The 21,314-nt window shown below is 70.8% G+C and carries 20 protein-coding genes and 2 pseudogenes; 10 read left to right on the plus strand and 12 right to left on the minus strand.

The features are described from left to right. Positions 1 to 74: 74 nt before the first annotated feature. Positions 75 to 764: a histidine phosphatase family protein gene (locus RMT89_RS26630; RefSeq protein ID WP_315886319.1), complete on the minus strand. Its 690-nt coding sequence runs from the start codon at positions 762 to 764 to the stop codon at positions 75 to 77. Then, positions 761 to 2,077: a glutamate-1-semialdehyde 2,1-aminomutase gene (hemL, locus tag RMT89_RS26635; protein WP_315886320.1), complete on the minus strand. Its 1,317-nt coding sequence runs from the start codon at positions 2,075 to 2,077 to the stop codon at positions 761 to 763. The genes RMT89_RS26630 and hemL overlap by 4 nt, the downstream gene beginning before the upstream one ends. Positions 2,078 to 2,359: 282 nt before the next feature. Here hemL and RMT89_RS26640 point away from each other — a divergent pair, with 282 nt between their 5' ends. Continuing rightward, complete coding sequence (locus RMT89_RS26640; RefSeq protein ID WP_315886321.1) at positions 2,360 to 2,968, plus strand: hypothetical protein; 609 nt, start codon at positions 2,360 to 2,362, stop codon at positions 2,966 to 2,968. Between the two features lie 17 nt (positions 2,969 to 2,985). Here the strand turns inward: RMT89_RS26640 and RMT89_RS26645 are convergent, their stop codons facing one another. After that, positions 2,986 to 4,806 carry a glycoside hydrolase family 15 protein gene (locus RMT89_RS26645; protein ID WP_315886322.1) on the minus strand — a complete coding sequence of 607 codons (1,821 nt, stop codon included), beginning with the start codon at positions 4,804 to 4,806 and terminating at the stop codon, positions 2,986 to 2,988. 212 nt (positions 4,807 to 5,018) lie between these two features. Here RMT89_RS26645 and RMT89_RS26650 point away from each other — a divergent pair, with 212 nt between their 5' ends. The 3 genes from RMT89_RS26650 (at position 5,019) to RMT89_RS26660 (ending at position 8,311) form a co-directional block, all read left to right on the plus strand. After that, complete coding sequence (locus tag RMT89_RS26650; protein WP_315886323.1) at positions 5,019 to 5,504, plus strand: FxLYD domain-containing protein; 486 nt, start codon at positions 5,019 to 5,021, stop codon at positions 5,502 to 5,504. A gap of 51 nt (positions 5,505 to 5,555) precedes the next feature. Next, positions 5,556 to 6,398, plus strand: a complete 843-nt coding sequence (locus RMT89_RS26655) for a YhjD/YihY/BrkB family envelope integrity protein (protein WP_315886324.1) — start codon at positions 5,556 to 5,558, stop codon at positions 6,396 to 6,398. 347 nt (positions 6,399 to 6,745) lie between these two features. Beyond that, a complete protein-coding gene (locus tag RMT89_RS26660) occupies positions 6,746 to 8,311 on the plus strand; it encodes a carbohydrate-binding protein (RefSeq protein ID WP_315886325.1) in 1,566 nt (521 codons plus the stop codon). A 42-nt stretch (positions 8,312 to 8,353) separates the two neighbouring features. Here the strand turns inward: RMT89_RS26660 and RMT89_RS26665 are convergent, their stop codons facing one another. The 5 genes and pseudogenes from RMT89_RS26665 to RMT89_RS26685 form a co-directional block, all read right to left on the minus strand. Continuing rightward, positions 8,354 to 9,616: an ArgE/DapE family deacylase gene (locus tag RMT89_RS26665; protein WP_315886326.1), complete on the minus strand. Its 1,263-nt coding sequence runs from the start codon at positions 9,614 to 9,616 to the stop codon at positions 8,354 to 8,356. A 104-nt stretch (positions 9,617 to 9,720) separates the two neighbouring features. After that, positions 9,721 to 11,133, minus strand: a complete 1,413-nt coding sequence (locus RMT89_RS26670; RefSeq protein WP_315886327.1) for a HAMP domain-containing sensor histidine kinase — start codon at positions 11,131 to 11,133, stop codon at positions 9,721 to 9,723. Beyond that, the gene (locus RMT89_RS26675) at positions 11,134 to 11,859 is read right to left on the minus strand and encodes a response regulator transcription factor (RefSeq protein ID WP_315886328.1); all 726 of its coding nucleotides are present in this window, start codon (positions 11,857 to 11,859) and stop codon (positions 11,134 to 11,136) included. Between the two features lie 142 nt (positions 11,860 to 12,001). Beyond that, positions 12,002 to 12,250, minus strand: a pseudogene (locus RMT89_RS26680) (oxidoreductase); the annotation flags it as partial. 171 nt (positions 12,251 to 12,421) lie between these two features. Continuing rightward, positions 12,422 to 13,306 carry an NADP-dependent oxidoreductase gene (locus RMT89_RS26685; protein WP_315886329.1) on the minus strand — a complete coding sequence of 295 codons (885 nt, stop codon included), beginning with the start codon at positions 13,304 to 13,306 and terminating at the stop codon, positions 12,422 to 12,424. A gap of 125 nt (positions 13,307 to 13,431) precedes the next feature. Between RMT89_RS26685 and RMT89_RS26690 the strand changes: the two genes are divergently transcribed. Beyond that, positions 13,432 to 13,830, plus strand: a complete 399-nt coding sequence (locus RMT89_RS26690; protein ID WP_315886330.1) for a helix-turn-helix domain-containing protein — start codon at positions 13,432 to 13,434, stop codon at positions 13,828 to 13,830. On the opposite strand, the gene RMT89_RS26695 is transcribed toward RMT89_RS26690, so the two are convergent. After that, positions 13,827 to 14,306: a MarR family winged helix-turn-helix transcriptional regulator gene (locus RMT89_RS26695; protein ID WP_315886331.1), complete on the minus strand. Its 480-nt coding sequence runs from the start codon at positions 14,304 to 14,306 to the stop codon at positions 13,827 to 13,829. The two genes, RMT89_RS26690 and RMT89_RS26695, sit on opposite strands and share 4 nt — an antisense overlap. A 218-nt stretch (positions 14,307 to 14,524) precedes the next feature. Beyond that, positions 14,525 to 14,995: a hypothetical protein gene (locus RMT89_RS26700; protein WP_315886332.1), complete on the minus strand. Its 471-nt coding sequence runs from the start codon at positions 14,993 to 14,995 to the stop codon at positions 14,525 to 14,527. 129 nt (positions 14,996 to 15,124) lie between these two features. On the opposite strand from RMT89_RS26700, the gene RMT89_RS26705 reads away from it, so the two are divergent. Next, positions 15,125 to 15,457, plus strand: coding sequence for a YnfA family protein (locus RMT89_RS26705; protein WP_315886359.1), 333 nt, complete (start codon positions 15,125 to 15,127; stop codon positions 15,455 to 15,457). Between the two features lie 9 nt (positions 15,458 to 15,466). On the opposite strand, the gene RMT89_RS26710 is transcribed toward RMT89_RS26705, so the two are convergent. Beyond that, entirely contained in the window at positions 15,467 to 15,895 is a 429-nt protein-coding gene (locus RMT89_RS26710; protein ID WP_315886333.1) for a nuclear transport factor 2 family protein, read from the minus strand. Positions 15,896 to 16,403: 508 nt separating this feature from the next. On the opposite strand from RMT89_RS26710, the gene RMT89_RS26715 reads away from it, so the two are divergent. Together RMT89_RS26715 and RMT89_RS26720 are read left to right on the plus strand one after the other, a co-directional pair. Continuing rightward, positions 16,404 to 17,180, plus strand: coding sequence for an SDR family NAD(P)-dependent oxidoreductase (locus RMT89_RS26715; protein ID WP_315886334.1), 777 nt, complete (start codon positions 16,404 to 16,406; stop codon positions 17,178 to 17,180). A 142-nt stretch (positions 17,181 to 17,322) separates the two neighbouring features. After that, a pseudogene (locus RMT89_RS26720) lies at positions 17,323 to 18,051 on the plus strand (tyrosine-protein phosphatase); the annotation flags it as partial. A 45-nt stretch (positions 18,052 to 18,096) separates the two neighbouring features. On the opposite strand, the gene RMT89_RS26725 reads toward RMT89_RS26720, so the two are convergent. Next, positions 18,097 to 19,290: an RtcB family protein gene (locus RMT89_RS26725; protein WP_315886360.1), complete on the minus strand. Its 1,194-nt coding sequence runs from the start codon at positions 19,288 to 19,290 to the stop codon at positions 18,097 to 18,099. A 170-nt stretch (positions 19,291 to 19,460) separates the two neighbouring features. Here RMT89_RS26725 and RMT89_RS26730 point away from each other — a divergent pair, with 170 nt between their 5' ends. Next, positions 19,461 to 20,273, plus strand: coding sequence for a DUF3558 domain-containing protein (locus RMT89_RS26730; protein ID WP_315886335.1), 813 nt, complete (start codon positions 19,461 to 19,463; stop codon positions 20,271 to 20,273). Positions 20,274 to 20,380: 107 nt separating this feature from the next. Next, entirely contained in the window at positions 20,381 to 21,232 is an 852-nt protein-coding gene (locus RMT89_RS26735) for a DUF3558 family protein (protein ID WP_315886336.1), read from the plus strand. Positions 21,233 to 21,314 lie beyond the last annotated feature (82 nt).

Genomic DNA, 21,314 nt, shown 5'->3' on the forward strand with positions numbered 1-21,314 from the left:
CGTGACGGAAGGGGAGGTTCCTGTGAATCACATGTGTTTCGCGACAAATGTCGTGAAACCGTACGAGGGTTGGCTTATGCCCCGAATGCCTTGTCCTTGCCCTTCACCGGCTTCGCCCCCGCACGGAGATGGGCGGGCACCAGGTCGATCGCGGGCTCGGAGTAGCCGACCGACACGATCTTGTCGCCCTGGTACGTGAACGACGTCAGGGACGCCAAGGTGCACTCGCGGCGACGCGGATCGTGCCACAGGCGGCGCTTCTCGACGTAGGACCGCACGATCCAGATCGGCAGCTGATGGCTGACCAGCACCGCCTCGTGACCACGGGCGCGGTCCTTGGCGGCGTCGAGCGCCGCCATCATCCGTACGACCTGCTCGAAGTACGGCTCACCCCAGGACGGCTTGAAGGGGTTGATGAGGTGCTTCCAGTTGGCGGGCTGACGCAGCGCCCCGTCGCCGACGCCGAAGGTCTTGCCCTGGAAGACGTTGTCGGCCTCGATGAGCCGCTCGTCGGTGGCGATGTCCAGGCCGTGCGCCTTGGCGATCGGCGTGGCGGTCTCCTGCGCCCGCTCCAGCGGGGAGGAGACCACGTAGGTGACGTCCCGGGGCGCGAGGTGCTCGGCGACCCGGTCGGCCATCTGCCGTCCGAGCTCGGAGAGGTGGTAGCCGGGCAGCCGGCCGTACAGGACGCCGTCCGGGTTGGCGACCTCGCCGTGCCGCATCAGGTGGACGACGGTGATGTCGGCGCTGTTCACGACGCTCATGCCTGCGCCTCCGCCGCCGCACGGGCCGCCGCCGGAAGGGCGTCGGCGATCTGCTGCACGGCCCGCTCGTCATGGGCGGTGGAGACGAACCAGGACTCGAAGGAGGACGGCGGCAGATAGACGCCGTTCGCCAGCAGCGAGTGGAAGAAGGCGGTGAAGCGGAAGGACTCCTGCGCCTTGGCGTCCTCGTAGTTGCGCACGGGCCGGTCCGTGAAGAACACCGAGAACATGTTGGAGGCGGTCTGCAGCCGGTGCGCGACGCCCTCCTTGGTGAGCGCCTCGGTGACCAGGGTCTGGATCTGCTCCGAGACCGCGTTCACCTTGTCGTAGGCGGCGGCGTCGAGGAGCCGGAGCTGGGCGAGACCGGCGGCCGTCGCGACCGGGTTCCCGGAGAGGGTGCCGGCCTGGTAGACGGGCCCGGCGGGGGCGAGGTGCGCCATGACGTCCGCGCGTCCGCCGAAGGCCGCGGCCGGGAAGCCGCCGCCCATGACCTTGCCGAAGGTCATGAGATCGGGCACGACACCGTCGACACCGAACCAGCCGGCGCGGCTGGTGCGGAAGCCGGTCATGACCTCGTCCGAGATGTAGAGGGCGCCATTGGCCTGGCAGGCGTCCTTCAGCCCCTGGTTGAAGCCGGGCTGCGGCGGTACGACGCCCATGTTGCCCGGCGAGGCCTCGGTGATCACGCAGGCGACCTCCCCGGGGTGCCGGTGGAAGGCCTCCTGCACGGCTTCGAGGTCGTTGTACGGCAGCACGATGGTGTCGCCGGCCTGGGCTCCCGTGACGCCCGGAGTGTCGGGCAACGCGAAGGTGGCGACGCCGGAGCCGGCGGCGGCCAGCAGCGAGTCGACATGGCCGTGGTAGCAGCCGGCGAACTTGATCACCTTGGTGCGCCGGGTGAAACCGCGGGCGAGCCGGATGGCCGACATGGTCGCCTCGGTGCCGCTGGAGACGAGCCGCACCTGCTCAAGGGGGTCGATCCGGGCGACCATCTCCTCGGCGAGGGCCACCTCCCCCTCCCCCGGCGTACCGAAGGAGGTGCCGCGCGAGACGGCGTCCTGTACCGCGGCGATGACCTGCGGGTGGGAGTGCCCGAGGATCATGGGACCCCAGGAGCAGACGAGGTCGACGTACTCGCGTCCGTCGGCGTCGGTCAGATACGCACCCTTGCCGGACACCATGAACCGGGGCGTTCCGCCCACGGCGCGGAAGGCGCGCACCGGGGAGTTCACGCCGCCGGGCGTGACGGCCGCCGCACGGTCGAACAGAGCCTGCGACCCAGGCGCATCGTATGAATAAGGCAGTGAGCTCATGTCCTGCGACTTCTCCGACCTTCTCCGACTGCTCGGACTCCGGTTGTCTGTGACCTCCTCAGGGTAGGCCAGGGGGCCCTCGGGCCCGTGAGCCCGCTCTCTACTGACCCGGCATCCAGTCCCTTCCCCCGGGCGATCTGCGAAACTGGGGGCTGGTACAAGATCCTGCGGACAGGTGTTTCAGCGCACGTTTCGGCGAGCGGCCGTGGGGGAGGTCACTGACACGATGATCGGGTTGCGCGGCGGGGGCCGCGCGTCCTAGAAAAGCAGTCGGGTGGAGATATGCATCGCGGTGGCGGACTGGGCGAGGGGACTGATGACCTGGGTCCTCGACGTGCCCGGCGGGGAAGGCACCGGCGCGACGCGGAGGAAACGGCAGAAGCACGGCAGGCACAGAGCGGCGGACAGACGGATCCGGAGCGGATCCGGGCGGCGAGCAGGAATGGTGGTCGGGTGGGGGTGACGTACAAGTACTTCGGCGCGCCGGACGGCGCGACCGCGGCCCGCGTCCCGATCTCGATGCGCCCCGAGGAACTCGGCGGCGACGAGCTCGGCATGAACGGCATGTTCACCAAGATCAAGCCGGAGACGATGGCCGCGATGGTACTGACGGGCATCGAGGGCGTCCCCCTGCACAAGGTGCCCCCGCTCGAACTGGTCGTCCTGCACCCCGACTACGCGGTCGTGAAACTCCCCATGACGGTCGTCGACCCGCTCCGCGGCATCGGCGAGGAGGCGGTCGGCGCGGCAGCCTTCATCTGGTCGACGGTCCCGGACCGCGGGGGTCCACGGGACGCGTTCAATGTGTATCAACTGCTGCATGAGTGGCAGGACTTCAGTCATCGGCTGCATGAGGCGGGGCATCAGCCGTACTGCCTGGTGTGGCCCTAGGGGCATCCCGGAGGTACTCAGGAACTGCGGTCGAGTTCCTCGTCCAGGGCCAGGGCCGCCGTGATCAGGGCGAGGTGGGTGAACGCCTGGGGGAAGTTGCCCAGTTGTTCGCCGGTGGGGCCCACCTCCTCGGCGAACAGGCCCACGTGGTTGGCGTAGGTCAGCATCTTGTCGAAGGCATAGCGGCCCTGGCCGAGGCGGCCGGAGCGGGCGAGGGCGTCGACGTAGAGGAAGCTGCACAGCGAGAAGGTGCCCTCGCTGCCGCGCAGTCCGTCGGGGGACGCGGCGGGGTCGTAGCGGTAGACCAGGCTGTCGGAGACCAGTTCGGTGTCCATCGTGTCGAGGGTGGACAGCCAGCGCGGATCGCGGGGTGTGATGAAGCCGACGGCCGGCATGAGGAGCAGCGAGGCGTCCAGGACCTCACTGCCGTAGTGCTGGACGAAGGCCTGACGGCGCTCGCTCCAGCCGCGGTCCATGATCTGCCCGAAGATCGCGTCGCGGGCGGTGGTCCAGGAGGGGATGTCGGCGGGGCGGGCCATCTCGCGGGCCACGCGGATGCCGCGGTCGAAGGCCGTCCAGCACATCAGCCGGCTGTACGTGAAGTCCTGTCGGCCGCCCCGGGTCTCCCAGATGCCCTCGTCGGGACGGTCCCAGTTCTCCGTCAGCCAGTCGAGCATGCGGGTCAGGCCCAGCCAGCCCTCGTACCCCATGTGGTGGGCGAGATCCTCGCTGTGGGTGAGGGCGTGCACCGCCTCGCCGTAGATGTCGAGCTGGAGCTGGTCGGCGGCGCCGTTGCCGATCCGGACGGGCGCGGAGCCGCGGTAACCCTCCAGGTGGCCGAGGGTCTCCTCGGCGAGATGGGGGTCGCCGTCGATGCGGTACATGATCTGCAGCGGCTCACCGGTGACCGTACGGCCCTCGCGCAGCCGGTCGCCGAGCCAGCGCCGGAAGGCACGGGCCTCGTCGGTGAAGCCGAGGCCGAACAGGGCGTGCAGGGAGAGGGACGCGTCCCGGATCCAGGTGTAGCGGTAGTCCCAGTTGCGTTCGCCGCCGAGCTGCTCGGGCAGGCCCGCCGTCGCGGCGGCGACGGGGGCGCCGGTGGGGGCGTAGGTGAGCAGCTTCAGGGTGATCGCGGACCGGTTGACCGTCTCCAGCCAGCGGCCCCGGTAGCGGCTGCGGCGGACCCAGCGGTGCCAGAAGGAGTACGTCTCCTCGAACTGGGCGCGGACGCTGTCGGCCGTCGGCGACGGTGGTGGTTCGCCGCCCGCCGCGCACACCGTGAGGAGCGTCGCCGCCAACTGTCCCTGGTCCAGCTCCACGAAGGCGCGTACGTCCCGGCCGTCCGGTTGCAGGGACACCGGTCCCGCCGTCCGGAGGTAGGCCTCGGTGCCGGGTCCGGAGAAGTGGGCCGTGTCCTCGCGCAGGGTGAGGCGGTGGTCGGCGCGGGCGTAGTCGAAGCGGGGGCGGCAGGTGAGCGAGAAGCGGATCCGGCCCCGGGTCACCCGCATCACCCTGACCAGCTGGTGGCGGTCGGTTGCCGTCTCGGGTCGGTCGACGGGCATGAAGTCGACGACTTCGCCGACTCCGTCGGGCGTGAGGAAACGGGTGATGAGGACGGCGGTGTCGGCCAGGTAGAGCTGGCGGGCCGTCACGTCCTCGCCTTCCACGGTGATCGCGAAGTGTCCGCCGCGGTCATGGTCGACCAGGGACGCGAAGAGGCTGGGCGAGTCGAAGCGCGGTGCGCAGAACCAGTCGACGACGCCGTCGGAGGAGACGAGGGCGGCGGTCTGGAGGTCGCCGATCATTCCGTGGTCCGCGATGGGCGGGTAGCGCCGCATGGTGTGCCCCTCCGCTACGTCCTCTCGGCTCCGTACGTCTCGACCCTCCGCGCTGTGCCGGGGGCGGGCCATGGGGCCGGGCCGTTCGGGTGAGGTGCGCCGCGGGGGCCGTTGGTGTGAATCACCGGCACCCCGGGTCGCCCGGGCGTGCGGCCGCTGCCCGGCGGCCCTTCACTGAGATGACGGCCGACCCGGAACAGGCAGGAGACGGCATGGCTGGACAGGTGACGCGAGCCGCGGCGGCCGCTCTGGTGGCGGCGGTGCTCGCCGCGGGTGCGAGCGGCTGCTCGGACGACGACAACGGCGCCGCGTCGGACGCCGCGAGCAAGGCGGCCTCCGCGGCCTCCTCCCTCGCCTCCCGGGGGTCCGACGCCGTGGCCTCGGCCACCGCGAAGGCCGGGGAGGCACTGGACTCGATCAAGGGCGGCATCGACGCCAAGGACGAGGTGGAGCTGGGGAAGCCGGGCACGGACGACGGACGCACCACGGTCACCGTGACGGCTCGGAACACCTCGGACGACACGCAGTCCTTCGCCGTACAGGTCGAGTTCCGGGACGAGGACGGGAAGCTGGTCGATGTGGTCGTGGTGACCGTCTCCGACGTGGCCGCCAACTCCTCCGGCACCGGGACGGCCCGCAGCACACATGAACTCTCCGGCAGCGTGAAGGCGGAGGTCGGGACGGCTCTGCGGTACTGAACGGGCCGATTCGAGCGGCCTCGACGGCGCGGCGCACCAGCGGGAGGCGGCATGGCGTGGACGGCGCGGATCCAGCGCCTGCGCGCCCGTGCCGAGGAACGCTTTCCCGTCGTCAGCGAAGTGACGAGCCGGCTGTTGTCCGCGAACCTCCTGGACGCGGGGACCCGGCTCGCCGCCCAGGCGTTCCTGGCCGCCGTACCGCTGCTGTTCGCCGTCGCCGCCTTCACCCCGCCCGGCGTGCGCGAGCAGCTGAGGGAGTCGCTGCAGGCGATGTTCGGGCTGAGCGGGCAGGCCGACCTGGAGTTGCAGCAGGTGCTGGGGGGTTCCGTCGACGAGACCGTACGCGAGACCAGCGGAGCCGTCGGTGTGGTGGTGGCGCTGGTCTCCGCCACCAGCTTCAGCCGTGTCATGGCCCGGGTCTGCGAACGGGCCTGGCGGCTGCCGAGGGCGAGCACCCGGATCGCGGCGTGGCGGTGGGTGGTGTGGCTCCTCGTACTGCTGATCTTCGTGCTGTTGCAGGCCCCCATCCGCGACGGCTTCGGCGTCGGCCTGTGGCTGGGCACGCCCGTGCTCTTCCTGGTGAGCACGGGCGTGTGGCTGTGGACGCAGCGCCTGCTGCTGGCCGGCCGCGTCGGCTGGCTGCCGCTGCTGCCCGGCGCGATCCTGACCGCGGCCGCCACCAGCGCCCTCGCCCTGACCGCCCGGCTCTACGTCCCCAACGCGCTCAACCGCGCCCTGGGCGAGTACGGCTCCCTCGGCCTGGTCCTCACCCTGTTGTCGTGGCTGATCGTGGTGTGCGCCGCGGCCACCTTCTCGGTGACCATCGGCGCGGTCCTGGCGGAGGAGCCGCCGCTGAACCGGTTCCTGACGAGGGACCGCGCCACCGACGCGTAGGGTGCCGGAGACTCCGGCTTCACGCCGGCGAAGCCCACCCCGGCGGCCAGCGCCCACGCGGGCACATGGCTGCCGGACATCAGGACGTGGCCCAGGGCGGCGAGCAGCACGCAGACGGCCGCGAACACCGCGGCCCTGATCGTGCGAGTACGCCACCCTGCTGTCATGGCGCCCCATCCTCGCATCCGGGCATGGTCCGTCAGGCGTGGGTACGAGTTCCGCCTCCGATCAGTTCACGCGTTCATGTCCATGAATAAAAATCAAGTACGCGGATATTGACGCGCACACAACACCACACACAAGCTTCCCGGAGAAAGCGCTTACCCCCAAGGCTCTGGAGGCACCCGATGCACCTGAGACCCGCCCTCGCGTGCGCCGCACTGCTGGCCGGTGCGCTGGCCGCGCTGTCCGGCAACCCGGCGCAGGCCGCGACGACCCGGTACGAGGCCGAGGCCGCCGTCTGCACCGGCACCATCGACACCGACTGGGCCGGGTACTCCGGCAGCGGCTTCTGCAACGGCACCAACGCCAGTGGCGCGTACGCCCAGTTCACCGTGAACGCGGCCACCGCCGGCACCGCGACCCTGAACATCCGCTTCGCCAACGGCACCACCACCGCCCGCCCGGCGAGCCTGGTCGTCAACGGCACCACCGTGCAGACCCCGTCCTTCGAGGGCACCGGCGCCTGGTCGACCTGGGTCACCAAGACGCTGACGGTCACCCTGAACGCGGGCAGCAACACCATCCGCCTCAGCCCGACCACCGCGGCCGGCCTGCCCAACCTCGACTACCTGGACGTCGTGACCGGCGACACCCCGCCGCCGACCGGCAGCGCGCTCTACGTCGCCCCGAACGGCACGGACAGCGCGGCCGGTACCCAGTCGGCGCCGACGACGCTCACCTCGGCGATCAGCCGTATCTCCGCGGGCGGCACCATCTACCTGCGCGGAGGGACGTACAACCAGGCCTCGACGGTCACCATCCCGGCCGGCAACAACGGCACCGCGAGTGCCCGCACCACCCTGGCCGCCTACCCGGGCGAGACCCCGGTGCTCAACTTCTCGGCCCAGACCGAGAGTTCGTCCAACCGCGGGCTCCAGCTCAACGCCTCGTACTGGCACATCAAGGGTCTGATCGTCGAACGGGCCGGGGACAACGGCATCTTCGTCGGCGGCAGCAACAATGTCATCGAGCGCACGGTGACCCGCTTCAACCGCGACACCGGGCTGCAGCTCGGGCGGATGACCTCCACCACGCCGACCGCCCAGTGGCCGTCCAACAACCTGATCCTGAGCGCCGAGTCGCACGACAACGCCGACTCGGACGGCGAGGACGCGGACGGCTTCGCCGCGAAGCTCACCACCGGCACCGGCAACGTCTTCCGGTACGCCGTCTCCCACAACAACATCGACGACGGCTGGGACCTCTACAGCTACGCCGACGAGGACCCCATCGGCCCGGTGACCATCGAGGACTCCCTCTCCTACGAGAACGGCACCCTCAGCGACGGCTCCCAGGCCGGCAACGGCGACCGCAACGGCTACAAGCTGGGCGGTGAGGACGTGCCGGTCAACCACATCGTGCGGCGCAGCATCGCCGTCGACAACGGCAAGCACGGGTTCACCTACAACAGCAACCCGGGCACGATGACGATCTCCAACAACGTCAGCGTCGACAACACCGAGCGCAACTTCAACTTCGACGCGGGCACGTCGGTGTTCCGGAACAACACGTCCTGCCGCAGCGGCAGTGGCACGAACGACCGGATCATCGGCAACTCCGACAGCACCAACCAGTTCTGGTCCGGCACGAACGGCTCCCGGTGCACCTCCTACGACGGCGCCCTGGGCTGGTCCTTCGCCTCGGACGGCCGCCTGCTGGTGACGTTCGGGGGCACGGTGGTCACGCCGTAACCCGACAGCGCCGGCGCCCGACCCGCTCGCGGGCGCCGGTGCTCACCTCGTCCCGACGGACCGCAGGATCACCGGCACCAACGTCCGCGCCGCGTCCACGACTTCGCGCACCGACACATGCTCCCGCGCACTGTGCGCGACCTGGATGTCGCCGGGCCCGAACTGCAGCGTGGGGATCCCGGCACCGGCGTACAGCCGCAGATCGCTCCCGTACGTCGCCCCGCGCACCGGCGGCTTCCCGTCACCGACGGCATCGGCCCTCGCGTCCCGCACCACGTCCGCCAGCGGATGCCCGTCCGGCAATGCACCGCTGGCGAACTGCCCGCCGGGCCAGGTCACTTGAGCGGGATGCTCCCGCAGCCAGGGATCCTCGGCACACGCCTGCGCAACACACCGCTCGAACTCTTCGCGCGCGTCGGCCGGTTCCTCCCCCAGCCGCACCCCGAGCCGCCCCTCGGCCACCAGCAGATCGGGCACGCTGCTCGCCCAGTCACCGGCGCGCAGGGTGCCGACGGAGAGGCCGTACGGGATCGGGTACTCGGCCATCAGCGGCGCCGGGTCCCTGTTCCGCTCGGCCTCCAGGCGGGCCAGCGCCCGGTGCAAGGGCAGGTACGCTTCGATCGCGCTCACCCCCTGCTCCCGCGAACTGCCGTGCGCGGACTTCCCCGGCACCGCGATCCGGAAGGTCAGCGCACCGGCGTTGGCGGTGATGACACTCCCGCCGGTCGGCTCGGTGATGACACAGGCGGCACCGCGGTACCCGCGCCGCAGGGTCCCGAAGGCGCCGATCCCGCCGTCCTCCTCCCCCACGACGAAGTGCACGGCGACCCGCCCGCGCAGCCGGACCCCGGCCGCCCGTATCGCGGCGAGCGCGGCGAGGTGCGCGACCAGCCCGGCCTTCATGTCACAGGCACCGCGGCCGTGCACGACATGACCGGTGACCCGGGGGACGAAGGGATCACCGTGCCAGGTGGCGAGGTCTCCGGGGGGCACGACATCGACGTGGCCCTGGAGTATGAGGGTCGGTCCATCACCCTCGGGGGTCTCGCCGACCAGGCCCCAGGCCTCGTCGCGGGGGGCCTCGGAGCCGGGGAAGTCGGGGTCGGCGCGGAGGGCGTCGAGGTCCATCGACCACAAGTCGACGTCGAGGTCGAGGAGTTCGAGCCTGCGGGCCAAGTGGTGCTGGATCTCGGACTCGGCAGCACTGCCGGTCACGCTGGGGATGGCGATGAGTTCCCGCAGCGTACGGGCGATGTCGGCGTCATCGATCTCCGCAAGCGCGAGCGCTTCTTCACGGCTCAACATAACGCCGGATGCTAAAGCTCCCTCAGGGGCGCGGGACAGTGTCGATGTGCGGCTCCGCCGCGTGGGCGCGACCAGCCCCACCGACCCGCACCCGGCCACGCGACTCAGCCACCTCCCACCGTGAACCCGATGACAGACCCACCCCCCGGCCGCCGCGCGGCGAACGTCGCACCCCCATGCGCCAGGGCCACCTCCCGCACGATCGAAAGCCCCAGCCCCGACCCCGGCAGGGACCGCGCATCCGCAGCCCGGTAGAACCGGTCGAACACATGCGCGAGGTCGTGGTCCGTGATCCCGGGCCCCCGGTCCAGCACCTCGACCCGAACAGTCCCGTGCACGGCAGGCCCGGCCACGTTGATCTCGATCGGCGCCGACCCGCCCCGGTCGAACTTCGCCGCGTTCTCCACAAGGTTCGACAGCGCCCGCTGAAGCATCCCCGGCCGCGCGTCCGTCGTCGTATCGCCACTGGCCCGCACCACGACCCACCGCCCGGTGCGCCGCTGCGCCAGCCCCGCCACGTCCTTCGCGATATCGGCGAGATCCACCCGCTGCGGCGGCTCCGAGTCGGACTGCCCCGCCGCCAGATCCACCAGCTCATTGACGAGGTCGGTCAGTTCACGGGCCTCCTGGGCGAGGTCGGCGACCAGCTCCTCCCGGGTCCCGGGCGGGAACTCGTCGATACGGCGCAGCAGCGAGATGTTCGTCCGCAGGGACGTCAGCGGGGTACGCAGCTCGTGCCCCGCGTCCTGCACCAGCCGCCGCTGGTCCTCCTCGGACTGGGCGAGCCGCCCCAGCATGCGGTCGAAGGCACGGCCGAGGCGTCCCACCTCGTCGTACCCGGTCACCGGCACCTGGATGCCGAGCCGGCGCGTCCGCGCGACATCCTCCGCGGCGGAGGTGAGGACGATCAGCCGCCGGGTGATCCTTCGGGCCAGCCACCACCCGAAGAGCCCGGCCCCGACCACCACCGCGGACATGAGGATCAGCGTCCGCTGCTGCAGCGCCCGCAGCAGATCCTCGGTGTCGCTGAACTCCTGCGCGATCTGCACCGCCCCCCGTCCGCCGCCGAAGGAGACGGTGGCGACGCGGTAGACGTCGTTGCCGACGTCGACGTCCGCGTGCACGACCGTGCGCCCGGAGTCCTGCTGGGCGGCGATCCGCCGGTCGGAGTCGGTGACCGGCAGACCAGGGCGGCCGGGGTCGTAGATGGAGCCGTCCGGGCCGAGTACCTGCACATCCGTCCGGGCGGGGCGCACCAGGTCGTGGCCCGGCGCGGTGGAGGAGAAGTCGACGGGGTCCATCCGCCGGTTGCTGACCTCGTCCCGTACGTCCTGGACGACCTCGTCGAACACGGACTGCTGGTCCACCCGCACCAGCCGGGCGGCGGCGCTGTAGGACAGGATGCCGACGAGGACGGTGACCGCGGCGGTCACGGCGGCGAAGGACACCGCGAACGTGGTGCGCAGGGAGACCAGTCGCGGCCGCGGGCGCCGCAGCAGCCGCCCGACGCGGCCCACTCAGTCCTCCCGGAGCACGTAACCCACGCCGCGCACCGTGTGGATCAGCGGCGGGGCGCCGGGCTCGTCGAGCTTGCGGCGCAGATAGCCGACGTAGACGGCGAGGTTCTTGGAGCCGGGGCCGAAGTCGTAGCCCCAGATGCGGTCGTAGATGGTGGCGTGGTCGAGGACGATCCCGGCGTTGCGCACGAGCAGTTCCAGCAGCTCGAACTCGGTGCGGGTGAGCTCCAGCTCGCGCCCGCCGCGCCAGGCCCGGCGCGCCTGCGGGTCCATCCGCACCCCGGCCGCCTCCAGGGCCCGCTCGGGCTCGGGCTCGGGCTCCGAGGGCGCCTGCTTCGATACGTCGACGATCTCGCCCTGCCCGGTGCGGCGCAGCAGGGCCCGCAGCCGGGCGAAGACCTCCTCGACGTCGAAGGGCTTCACGACATAGTCGTCGGCGCCCGCGTCCAGACCCGCGATGCGGTCCTGGGTCTCCACGAGCGCTGTCAGCATCAGGATGGGGGTGCGGTCGCCCTCGGCGCGCAGCACCCGGCAGACCTGGAGGCCGTCGATGCCGGGCATCATCACGTCGAGGACGAGCACGTCCGGCGGTGACGTGTGGGCCTGCGCCAGCGCCTCCACGCCGTCGGCGACCGCGGTGACCCGGTAGCCCTCCAGGGTCAGGGCACGCTCCAGGGCATGCCGGATGGCGCGGTCGTCTTCGGCGAGAAGCACGGTCTGAGGCACGCCCTCAGTGTGCCAAGGCCGCCGGCGGTTCAGCTGTGTGAGCGAGCTTGCCGTCACCCTTCTTACTGGCCTCTCACCGTCACACGGCCGCCGGGGGCTGCCGCCCCCGCGCCCCCGCTTCGGCCCGGAACGGGCCTCGTCCTCAAACGCCGGACGGGCTGGAAATCGCCGCCAGTTGCTCTGCGAACGGCACCACAGCGAGGTCGTCCTTCGCCGGTCGCGCCGAGGCCAGCCCGCTCATCAGCGCGGCCAGCTCCCCCGCCGCCCGCTCGATCCGCCCGTCCAGACCCTCCGCGCCCCAGTCCTCCGAAGCGGCGTACACGCCGGTCGGGACGACCACGGCCTTCAGGTAGGCGAAGAGCGGGCGCAGGGCGTGTTCCAGGACGAGGGAGATCGCGTCCCTGGCCTGCGGCCTCGCCCCGGGCCCGGAGTTCCTGGTGATCGCCCGGCTCGCCCAGGGCGCGTTCGGCGCGCTGGTCATCCCGCAGGGCTTCGGGATCATCGGCGCGACCTGGCCCCGGGAGCAGACCGGCGCCCCTTCAGGGCGCCGGCCGACAGCGGGTCACGGTACGAGCACCAGCCGCCCCCGCAGCCCGCCCTCCGCGAGCCGGGCGTGGGCCTTCGCCGCGTCGTCCAGGGTGTAGGTCTCGGCCACGCGGAGCGTCAGCACGCCCTCGTCGACCAGCCGGACCAGTTCGGCGAGCCGCGCGCCGTCGGCGCTCACCTCGATTTCGCTGGTCCGCACCCCGCGCTCGGGGGCCGGCGAGGCCCCCGGGATGACGCCGACGTAGGCACCGCCGTCGCGCACCCGCTCAAGGGCCGGCGCGCCGAGGACGGCCGCGTCGAGCACGGCGTCGAAACCACCCTCGTCGCCGTCGGCCAAGCGGTCGGCGCCCAGGGACCGTACGAGGTCCTCGTCCGTCGGCCGGGCCAGCGCGGTCACCGAGATGCCGCGGTGGGCGGCGAGCCGGACGGCGTATCCGCCGAGCGCCCCCGCGGCCCCGGTGATCAGCAGGGACTGACCCGGCGTCACCTCCAGCAGATCCAGGGCCTGTACGGCGGCCAGGGCGTTCAGCGGAAGCGTGGCCGCGTGGACGGCGTCGACGCCCGCCGGTGCCTTGGCCACCGCGTCCGCGTCCACGACGACGTACTCGGCGTGCGTGCCCAGCGGCTTCACCGGACCGTAGAGCAGCGCCACCACCTCCTCGCCGACCGTCCAGGCGGCGGCCTCGCCGGTCGCGTCCACCGTCCCGGCGACGTCCCAGCCAAGACCGATCCGCTCGCCCGCACCCCCGAAGACGCCCGCCCGCACCCCGGCGTCCACCGGGTTCAACGTGGCCGCCGCCACCTTGATCCGTACCTGCCGCGCCCCCGGCTCCGGCACCTCGGTCTCCACGACCTCCACGGCCTCGGGCCCGCCGAACGTCGTCACCACCACAGCACGCATGACTGACAGCTCCTCGATCGCTGTTGAAAGCCTCGGTATCTCCTCGGCCACAGCAACCCTAGGAAGAGCTACTATCTATTCGTAAGTAGTTACCTGAAGGTGCGTACATCACCCGGAGGTGAGCGATGGCGACCCGGACCGCGGCCCAGCGACGCGAACAGGCCCGCATCGAGTACGACGCGTTCCTGCGCGACTGCCCCACCAACCAGCTCCTGGACCGCATCAGCGACAAGTGGGTCAGCCTGGTCGTGGCCGCCCTCGCCGCCGGACCCATGCGCTACAGCGACCTCGGCCGCAAGATCGCGGGCGTCAGCCCCAAGATGCTGACGCAGACGCTGCGTTCACTGGAGCGCGACGGCATCCTCAGCCGCACGGTCACCCCGTCCGTGCCGGTCCGCGTCGACTACGAACTCACCCCGCTCGGCCACAGCCTGGCCATGCTGCTGACCGCGGTGAAGGACTGGGCGGAGACCAACATCGAGCAGGTCCACGACGCGCGGGAGCGGTACGACGGCGACAACTAGGCCTTCTCGGCGCGCAGTCGGGCCACCTGCTCCCCGCTGAACTCCACCGTGCGCCTCATGTGCCGGATGATCAGGGCGAGTTCGGCCTCGTCCAGATCGTCGAAGAGCGCCGACCAGCCGCCACCCAGCCGCTGCCACATCCGCCCGAACTCGGCGGCCTTCTCCGGCACGGTCGCCACCAGCACCCGCCGCCGGTCCTCCGCGTCCCGCTCCCGGACCACGTACCCGGCCCGCTCCAGCCGGTCCACCAGCCGCGTCGCGGAGCCCGTGGTCAGCCCCGTCAGCTCCGCGACCCGGCCCGTGGTCACCGGGCCGCCCTCCAGCGTGAGCAGATTCAGGCACTGAAGGTCGGTCGGGTGCAGGCCGATCCGGTCGGCGACGGCCTGGTTGAACAGCGCGTAGGAGGCCATGTACCGGCGGGACACCGCGGACAGCTCGTCGAGCAGCCGCTCCCGTGCGTTTCCGCTCTCCGACATGCCCGCTCCCCGTCATCTGCGTCGTGCAGCGATCGTACGACGCAGCGCTTCTAGACCCGTACTTCGCAGGTCACCCGATCGTGAAGACCAAGCGGTCGTAGCTGATCGCTCGCCGGTCGGAACCGCAGCAGCGATGGCCGTCTCGGTCCGGCCCGGTCGAGATCGGACGCCGTGAGGCCGATGCGGAGAACCTTTTCGGCGACCTGCGAAGTACGGGTCTAGAAGTAGTACGCGTCCCCCGTGTCCAGGATCAGCACACGCTGGCGGTCGTTGTCCGGATTGCGGTCCACCGCCCCGCTGCTCCACACCGTGTCGATCTCCAGCCGCACCTCGGACGGCTCCTTCCGCAGCTGGACGCGGAGCGCGATCCGCTCCCCCGCCTCGTCCGCCGCCAGCGCCCCCACCCGGCACAGCACCGCCCTCGCCCCCGACCGGGCACACCCGCCCGGCAGCTCCTGCCGGACGGCGAGCGGCTCGGACCAGCGCAGCCGTACCGTCGCGTCCGGCACGGCCGACGGACCGTGGTTGCGCGGGGTGAACCGCAGATCGACCTGACCGGAGGTCAGGGACGCGGCACCGTGATAGGCCAGGTCGGCCTCCGGCTCCTGGGCGGCGCCGGCCCCCGCCGCCCCGCCCGCCACCAGCAGCACCGCCGCGACCGCGGCCCCGAGCACCCGCACACTCCGCATACCGTCCACTCCTCAGTGGTCACACACCGTCAGTCGGCTCGTCGTACGGATGTATCCCACGTGGAGCGAGCCGCAGGCGCCGTCCATCAGGTGACGGGCCGCGGACGGCCGTATGCGAGTGCTGCCCGCATGCTCGCCGCCCGCTCCGCCGCCTTGTTCGTCGTCGCCGCGGTGTTCGAGATCGGCGGCGCCTGGCTGGTCCGGCAGGGCGTACGGGAACACCACGGCTGGCTGTGGATCGGCGGCGTCCTCGCGCTCGGCGCCTACGGATTTGTGGCCACCCTCCAGCCCGACGCCCACTTCGGCCGCATCCTCGCCGCGTACAGCGGGGTCTTCGTGGCCGGCTCCCCCGCCTGGGGCATGGACGCGGACGGCTACCGGCCCGACCGGTGGGACCTGGCGGGCGCGCTGATCTGCCTCGCGGGGATGGCCGTGATCATGTACGCCCCGCGGGTCAGCTGAGTTCAGGGGTCAGCTCGGTGGCAGCAGCCCCAGCTGGTCGAGGAACTCCATCTCGTCGAAGTAGAGCCGGTAGTCGACGATGTGGCCGCTGTCGTCGACGGTGGCGAAGTCCACCCCGCGGATCCGGATCTCCTTCTGCGTCGGGGGCAGCGTCTCCCCGGTGGGCAGCTGGATCGGCCCGGTGTTGCGGCCTCTGAAGAACCCCTCGTCGATGGCCGTGTCGCCGACCTCGTACGAGCGCACCGACTCGTACGTGCCCTCGGGCACCGCCTCCGTCATCTGGCGCCAGTACGCGACGATGTCGTCCCGGCCGTGCAGCTCGCCGCCGTCGGGCGTGACGGCGACCGCGTCCTGCGCGTAGAGCTCGCCGATCGTCTTCTGGTCCGCCGTGGTGATGGCTTCCGTGAGCCGGTCCATGACCTCACGCGCCTGTCCCATGATCCACCTCCCGTTGTGGAGGATCACCCAGCTCATTTTCCCACCGGAGCCGCCCGCCCACCCCTCGCGGGCGGGATCCGGAGACAGGCCCCAGACCGCCGTCGGGCTGAGATCCGGAGCCACGCCCCAGACCGCCGTCGGGCTGAGATCCGGAGCCACGCCCCAGACCGCCGTCGGGCTGAGATCCCGAGCCACGCCCCAGACCGCCGTCGGGCTGAGATCCCGAGCCGCCCCCGCCCATCGCCCACACGCTGAGCCCCCCAACCGCCCCCGCGGACCGACCGCAGACTGAGCCCTCAACCGCCCCCACCCACCAACCGCAGACTGAGCCCTCAACCGCCCCCACCCACCAACCGCAGACTGAGCCCTCAACCGCCCCCACCCACCGACCGCAGACTCAGATCCCGAACCGTCCCCGCGGACCGCCCGCCTATCCTGGCCGGACAGCCTTTCGACCTCCGACCTCCGACCTCCGACCTTCGACCGGTCCGTCCCGAGGAGCAGCCCCATGGCCACCGCCGCACCCTCCGCCGCCTCCCGCATCGCCGTCGTCACAGGTGCGAGCAGCGGAATCGGCGCCGCCACCGCGCGGCAGCTCGCGGCGGCGGGGTACCGGGTCGTCCTGACGGCCCGCCGCAAGGACCGTATCGAGGAGCTGGCGGAGGAGATCACCGCGGCGGGCCACTCGGCGGCGGCGTACCAGCTGGACGTGACGGACCGCGCGGCGGTCGACGAGTTCGCCACCGCCTTCCAGACGATCGGCGTCCTCGTCAACAACGCCGGCGGAGCGCTCGGCGCCGACCCGGTGGCCACCGGCGACCCGGACGACTGGCGCACGATGTACGAGACGAACGTCCTCGGCACCCTCAACCTCACCCAGGCCCTGCTCCCGAAGCTGGAGGCGAGCGGCGACGGAACAGTGGTCGTCGTCTCCTCCACCGCGGGCCACGGCACCTACGAGGGCGGCGCGGGCTATGTCGCCGCCAAGCACGGCGCCCACGTCCTGGCGGAAACCCTCCGCCTGGAGATCGTCGGCCGCCCGGTCCGCGTCATCGAGGTCGCGCCCGGCATGGTGAAGACGGACGAGTTCGCGCTCACCCGCTTCGGCGGCGACGAGGACAAGGCGGCGAAGGTCTACCAGGGGGTCGCCGAGCCCCTCACCGCCGACGACGTGGCCGACACCATCACCTGGGCGGTGACCCGCCCGAGCCACGTCAACATCGACCTGCTGGTCGTCCGCCCGCGCGCACAGGCGTCGAACACCAAGGTCCACAGGGATCTGTGATGGCGGACAAGAACCCCGGGCCCCAGGGGAGCACCACAACGAACGCCAGATGTGGTGGTGGCTCGGCATCCACATCGTGGCGTTCGTCATGATCTACGCGTTCACGCACGCGCCGAAGTAAAAGCCGACGTAGAACGAGGGCGTGGACAGACACATACGCTTCGACGCCCTGCACAACTTCCGCGACCTGGGCGGCTACCGGACGACGGACGGCCGCCGTGTCCGCCCCGGCCGCCTCTACCGCTCGGACTCCCTCGGCAAGCTCACCGAGGGCACCGAGGACTGGTCCCGCTTCCTCGCACTGGGCGTCCGCACGGTGATCGACCTGCGCTACCCGTGGGAGATCGAGTCCCGAGGCCGGATCCCGGACCACGCCTCCCTGACCTACCGCAACCTCGGCATCGAGCACCGCCCTTACGACCAGGCAGCGTTGACCCCGGACATCCACGCGGGCCCCTACCTGGCGGAACGCTTCCTGGAGGTCGCCGAGGACGGCACCGAGGAAATCCGCCAGGCACTGGAACTGATAGCGAAGTCGGCGGAGTCGGACGAACCCCTGGTCTTCCACTGCGCCTCGGGCAAGGACCGCACGGGCGAACTGGCGGCCCTGGTCCTGTCCCTGCTCGGCGTGGACGAAGCAACGATCACCGAGGACTTCAGCCTCACGGAACTGGCCACGCAGGCCCTGCTGGAGGAGTGGCCGGCGAGGAACTACGGCCGCTCCCCGCGGTGGCCGGACTTCGCCCGGGCGCCGGAATCGGTGATGCGCCTGTTCCTGAAGGCACTGAAGGAGCGATACGGCTCGGTGGAAGGCTACGTATCGAAGGCCCTGTCCCTGGACGCGGAAGCACTCACCCACACCCTGCGAACGGCCCTCCTGGAACAACCCCCCACCACCCACCCGGGGGCTCTCGCATCAGCCCTTCACACAGATGACCTGCTTCAGCTTCGCGACAACCTCCACGAGGTCCCGCTGCTGATCGATGACCTGCTCGATCGGCTTGTACGCACCCGGGATCTCGTCCACGACGCCGGAGTCCTTACGGCACTCCACGCCCCGCGTCTGCTCCTCCAGGTCCTTCGTCGAGAAACGCTTCTTCGCCGCGTTGCGGCTCATGCGCCGGCCCGCGCCGTGCGAGGCCGAGTTGAAGGACAGCGGATTTCCGAGGCCCTTCACGATGTACGAACCCGTGCCCATGGAGCCCGGGATGATGCCGTACTCGCCGGAGCCGGCCCGGATCGCACCCTTGCGGGTCACGAGCAGGTCCATGCCCTCGTACCGCTCCTCCGCCACGTAGTTGTGATGGCAGGAAATCTCCGGCTCGAAGGTCGGCCTTGCCTTCTTGAACTCCTTGCGGAGCACGTCCTTGAAGAGCGCCATCATGATCGCGCGGTTGTAGCGCGCGTACTCCTGCGCCCAGTAAAGGTCGTTGCGGTACGCGACCATCTGCGGGGTGTCCGAGACGAACACGGCAAGGTCGCGGTCGACCAGTCCCTGGTTGTGCGGCAGCTTCTGTGCAACACCGATGTGGTACTCCGCCAACTCCTTGCCGATGTTCCGCGAGCCGGAGTGCAGCAAAAGCCACACCGACCCAGAATCGCAAACGTTCACTTCTGCAAAGTGATTTCCGCCGCCAAGCGTTCCCATTTGCTTCCCGGCACGCTCCCGACGGAATTTCACCGCGTCCGCGATCCTGTCAAAGCGGCCCCAGAAGTCACCCCAGGGAGCCGTTGAGAAGCCGTGCAGCCGGGCCGGGTCCACCGGATCGTCATGCATCGCGAAACCCACCGGAATGGCCTGCTCGATCTTCGACCGCAGCCGCGACAGATCCCCCGGAAGGTCGTTCACCGTCAGAGACGTCTTCACCGCCGACATCCCGCACCCGATGTCGACGCCCACCGCCGCAGGGCACACCGCCCCCTGCATCGCGATGACCGACCCCACCGTCGCGCCCTTGCCATAGTGAACGTCCGGCATGACCGCCAGACCCTTGATCCACGGCAGGGTCGCCACATTCCGCAGCTGCTGGAGGGCCACGTCCTCCACCGTCGCGGGGTCGGTCCACATCCGGATCGGAACCTTCGCACCGGGCATTTCCACGTACGACATATCGTCCTCATTCCCCCGATAAGCAACACAAGTCTCACATCGCAAAACCGGCGCCAAGGTCAACGAAAGGGACAACGGACCGGCGTTCACGGCAGTGCGTGCGATACACATTGTCTCCAGGGGCCACCCCCACCCCGCAAACCATTAACCCGCAGCGAGAGGAGCCGACCGTGCAGCGGAAGGCGTACGTATCCGGCGCCGCCGCGCTCCTCGCGGCGCTGCTGGCCGGCTGCACCGGCAGCTCCGCGGACGGCGGCCCGACGGACGGCTCCAACCCGGGCGACTCCGGTACGGCGACGGCGGCGGCCGAGCCCGGCCGCTACCGCACCCTCCCCGAACCCTGCGGCGCGGTCAGCGACGACACCCTCGACGCCCTGCTGCCCGGCATCCCGCAGATCGCGGACCAGAACCAGCGCGAGAAGGCCTACGAGGGCACCGCGACCCTCACCTACGACACCGACCGCAAGGTCGGCTGCCGCTGGAAGGTGGAGTCGGCGGACGCCACCGACCACCTGTTCGTCGACTTCGAGCGCGTGGTGTCCTACGACAACACCGTCAGCGACGACAGCCAGGCCGAGCAGGTCTTCGCGACCAAGGAGGCGGCGGCCGACCTCCCGGAGCCGACCGTCACGGAGTCCGCCACCGCGACCCCCACCGTGACCCCGAGCGACTCCGCGTCCGCGTCGGTGACCCCCTCGGACTCCGCCTCCGCCTCCTCCTCGCCGTCCACCACCCCCACCGATCTGCAGCCCCGCGTCCTCGACGACGTGGGCGACGAGGCGTTCCTGGACGATGTGTTGAGCAGCGCCGGTTCGACGGCCCAGCAGCGCACCGTGACTGTGGCGTTCCGCACGTCCAACGTCATCGTGACCATCCAGTACGAGGAGCAGCCCGCCACCGTCGGCACCGTCCCGGACAGCAGGGAAATGCAGGACAGGGCGCGGAAACTGGCCGCCGAGCTGGCCGACGCGCTGGCGGGCTGAGCCCCGTTCGGGGCCGATGGTGAAGACGGCGAAACAGAAACGCACGGCTTGCTCACCGCGTACCGTGGCCCCTCGGACCCGATCCGACGGCAGGAACCACGAGTCTCATGAGTGAAGGAACCATGCAGCGAGCAGCCCAGCGTGACCCGAGCCACCAGCGAGCCAGGCGCCTTTCCCGCGCTGTTGTCGGTGCGGCCGCCGTCCCCGTGATGCTGATCGCCGCCGGCTGCTCTTCGGACTCCGGCTCGGACGACGCGAGCAAGGACTCCGCGAGCGCCTCGGCCTCGGCGAGCCCGTCGCCCACGGTGCAGGCGGCCGCGTACGGCAAGCTGCCCGAGGCGTGCGACGTGCTCTCGAAGGACGCGCTGGCCGATCTCGTACCGAAGGCCGGCAAGTCGGGCAAGGAGGGCGCGTCCAACGACACCGCGACGCGCGCCAGCTGCTCCTGGAACAGCCTGGACAACAACGGCGTGAAGGGCTCGCAGTTCCGCTGGCTGAGCGTCTCGCTGCTGCGCTTCGAATCCGATGTCACCCGCGGCGAGGGCGACAAGCTGGCGCGGGAGTACTACGCGGAGCAGGTCGAGGACGCCCAGGCGGTGGACGGCGCGAAGAACGTCAAGTCCGAGCCGGTCACCGGGACGGGCGACGAGGCGACGGCCGTGCGCTACGACCTGAAGAAGAAGGAGGGCTCCTTCAAGCAGCAGACGATCGTGGCCCGCGTCGAGAACGTCGTCATCACCCTCGACTACAACGGCGCCGGTCTCGCCGGTGAGAGGACGCCGAGCGCGGACACCCTCACCGCGCTGGCGAAGAAGGCCGCCAAGGAGGCGGTGGCCGCGGTGACGAAGGCGAACGGCAGCGCCGCGTCGGCCTCCAAGTCGCCCTCGGACAAGGCGACTTCGTCGACCTCGAAGTCGCCGTCCAAGTCCTCGTCCAAGTCGCCGACGAAGAAAAGCTGACGCCCTCGTTCCGGACCGGCAACCCGTGCGCCGCACACATGTGCCACCCTGTTGCGCGCAACGACAGGTAAGGGGAGGGGAG

Origin of the sequence: Streptomyces sp. P17 (assembly GCF_032436805.1) — a bacterium.
GTDB lineage: Bacteria > Actinomycetota > Actinomycetes > Streptomycetales > Streptomycetaceae > Streptomyces.

Coding starts and splice junctions, on each gene's coding strand:
- RMT89_RS26640 (WP_315886321.1), top strand. CDS start 2,360: ATGCATCGCGGTGGCGGACTGGGCGAGGGGACTGATGACCTGGGTCCT.
- RMT89_RS26650 (WP_315886323.1), top strand. CDS start 5,019: ATGGCTGGACAGGTGACGCGAGCCGCGGCGGCCGCTCTGGTGGCGGCG.
- RMT89_RS26700 (WP_315886332.1), bottom strand. CDS start 14,995: ATGCGGAGTGTGCGGGTGCTCGGGGCCGCGGTCGCGGCGGTGCTGCTG.
- RMT89_RS26725 (WP_315886360.1), bottom strand. CDS start 19,290: ATGTCGTACGTGGAAATGCCCGGTGCGAAGGTTCCGATCCGGATGTGG.
- RMT89_RS26645 (WP_315886322.1), bottom strand. CDS start 4,806: ATGCGGCGCTACCCGCCCATCGCGGACCACGGAATGATCGGCGACCTC.
- RMT89_RS26660 (WP_315886325.1), top strand. CDS start 6,746: ATGCACCTGAGACCCGCCCTCGCGTGCGCCGCACTGCTGGCCGGTGCG.
- RMT89_RS26655 (WP_315886324.1), top strand. CDS start 5,556: ATGGCGTGGACGGCGCGGATCCAGCGCCTGCGCGCCCGTGCCGAGGAA.
- RMT89_RS26665 (WP_315886326.1), bottom strand. CDS start 9,616: ATGTTGAGCCGTGAAGAAGCGCTCGCGCTTGCGGAGATCGATGACGCC.
- RMT89_RS26695 (WP_315886331.1), bottom strand. CDS start 14,306: ATGTCGGAGAGCGGAAACGCACGGGAGCGGCTGCTCGACGAGCTGTCC.
- hemL (WP_315886320.1), bottom strand. CDS start 2,077: ATGAGCTCACTGCCTTATTCATACGATGCGCCTGGGTCGCAGGCTCTG.
- RMT89_RS26685 (WP_315886329.1), bottom strand. CDS start 13,306: ATGCGTGCTGTGGTGGTGACGACGTTCGGCGGGCCCGAGGCCGTGGAG.
- RMT89_RS26710 (WP_315886333.1), bottom strand. CDS start 15,895: ATGGGACAGGCGCGTGAGGTCATGGACCGGCTCACGGAAGCCATCACC.
- RMT89_RS26705 (WP_315886359.1), top strand. CDS start 15,125: ATGCTCGCCGCCCGCTCCGCCGCCTTGTTCGTCGTCGCCGCGGTGTTC.
- RMT89_RS26735 (WP_315886336.1), top strand. CDS start 20,381: ATGAGTGAAGGAACCATGCAGCGAGCAGCCCAGCGTGACCCGAGCCAC.
- RMT89_RS26630 (WP_315886319.1), bottom strand. CDS start 764: ATGAGCGTCGTGAACAGCGCCGACATCACCGTCGTCCACCTGATGCGG.
- RMT89_RS26690 (WP_315886330.1), top strand. CDS start 13,432: ATGGCGACCCGGACCGCGGCCCAGCGACGCGAACAGGCCCGCATCGAG.
- RMT89_RS26715 (WP_315886334.1), top strand. CDS start 16,404: ATGGCCACCGCCGCACCCTCCGCCGCCTCCCGCATCGCCGTCGTCACA.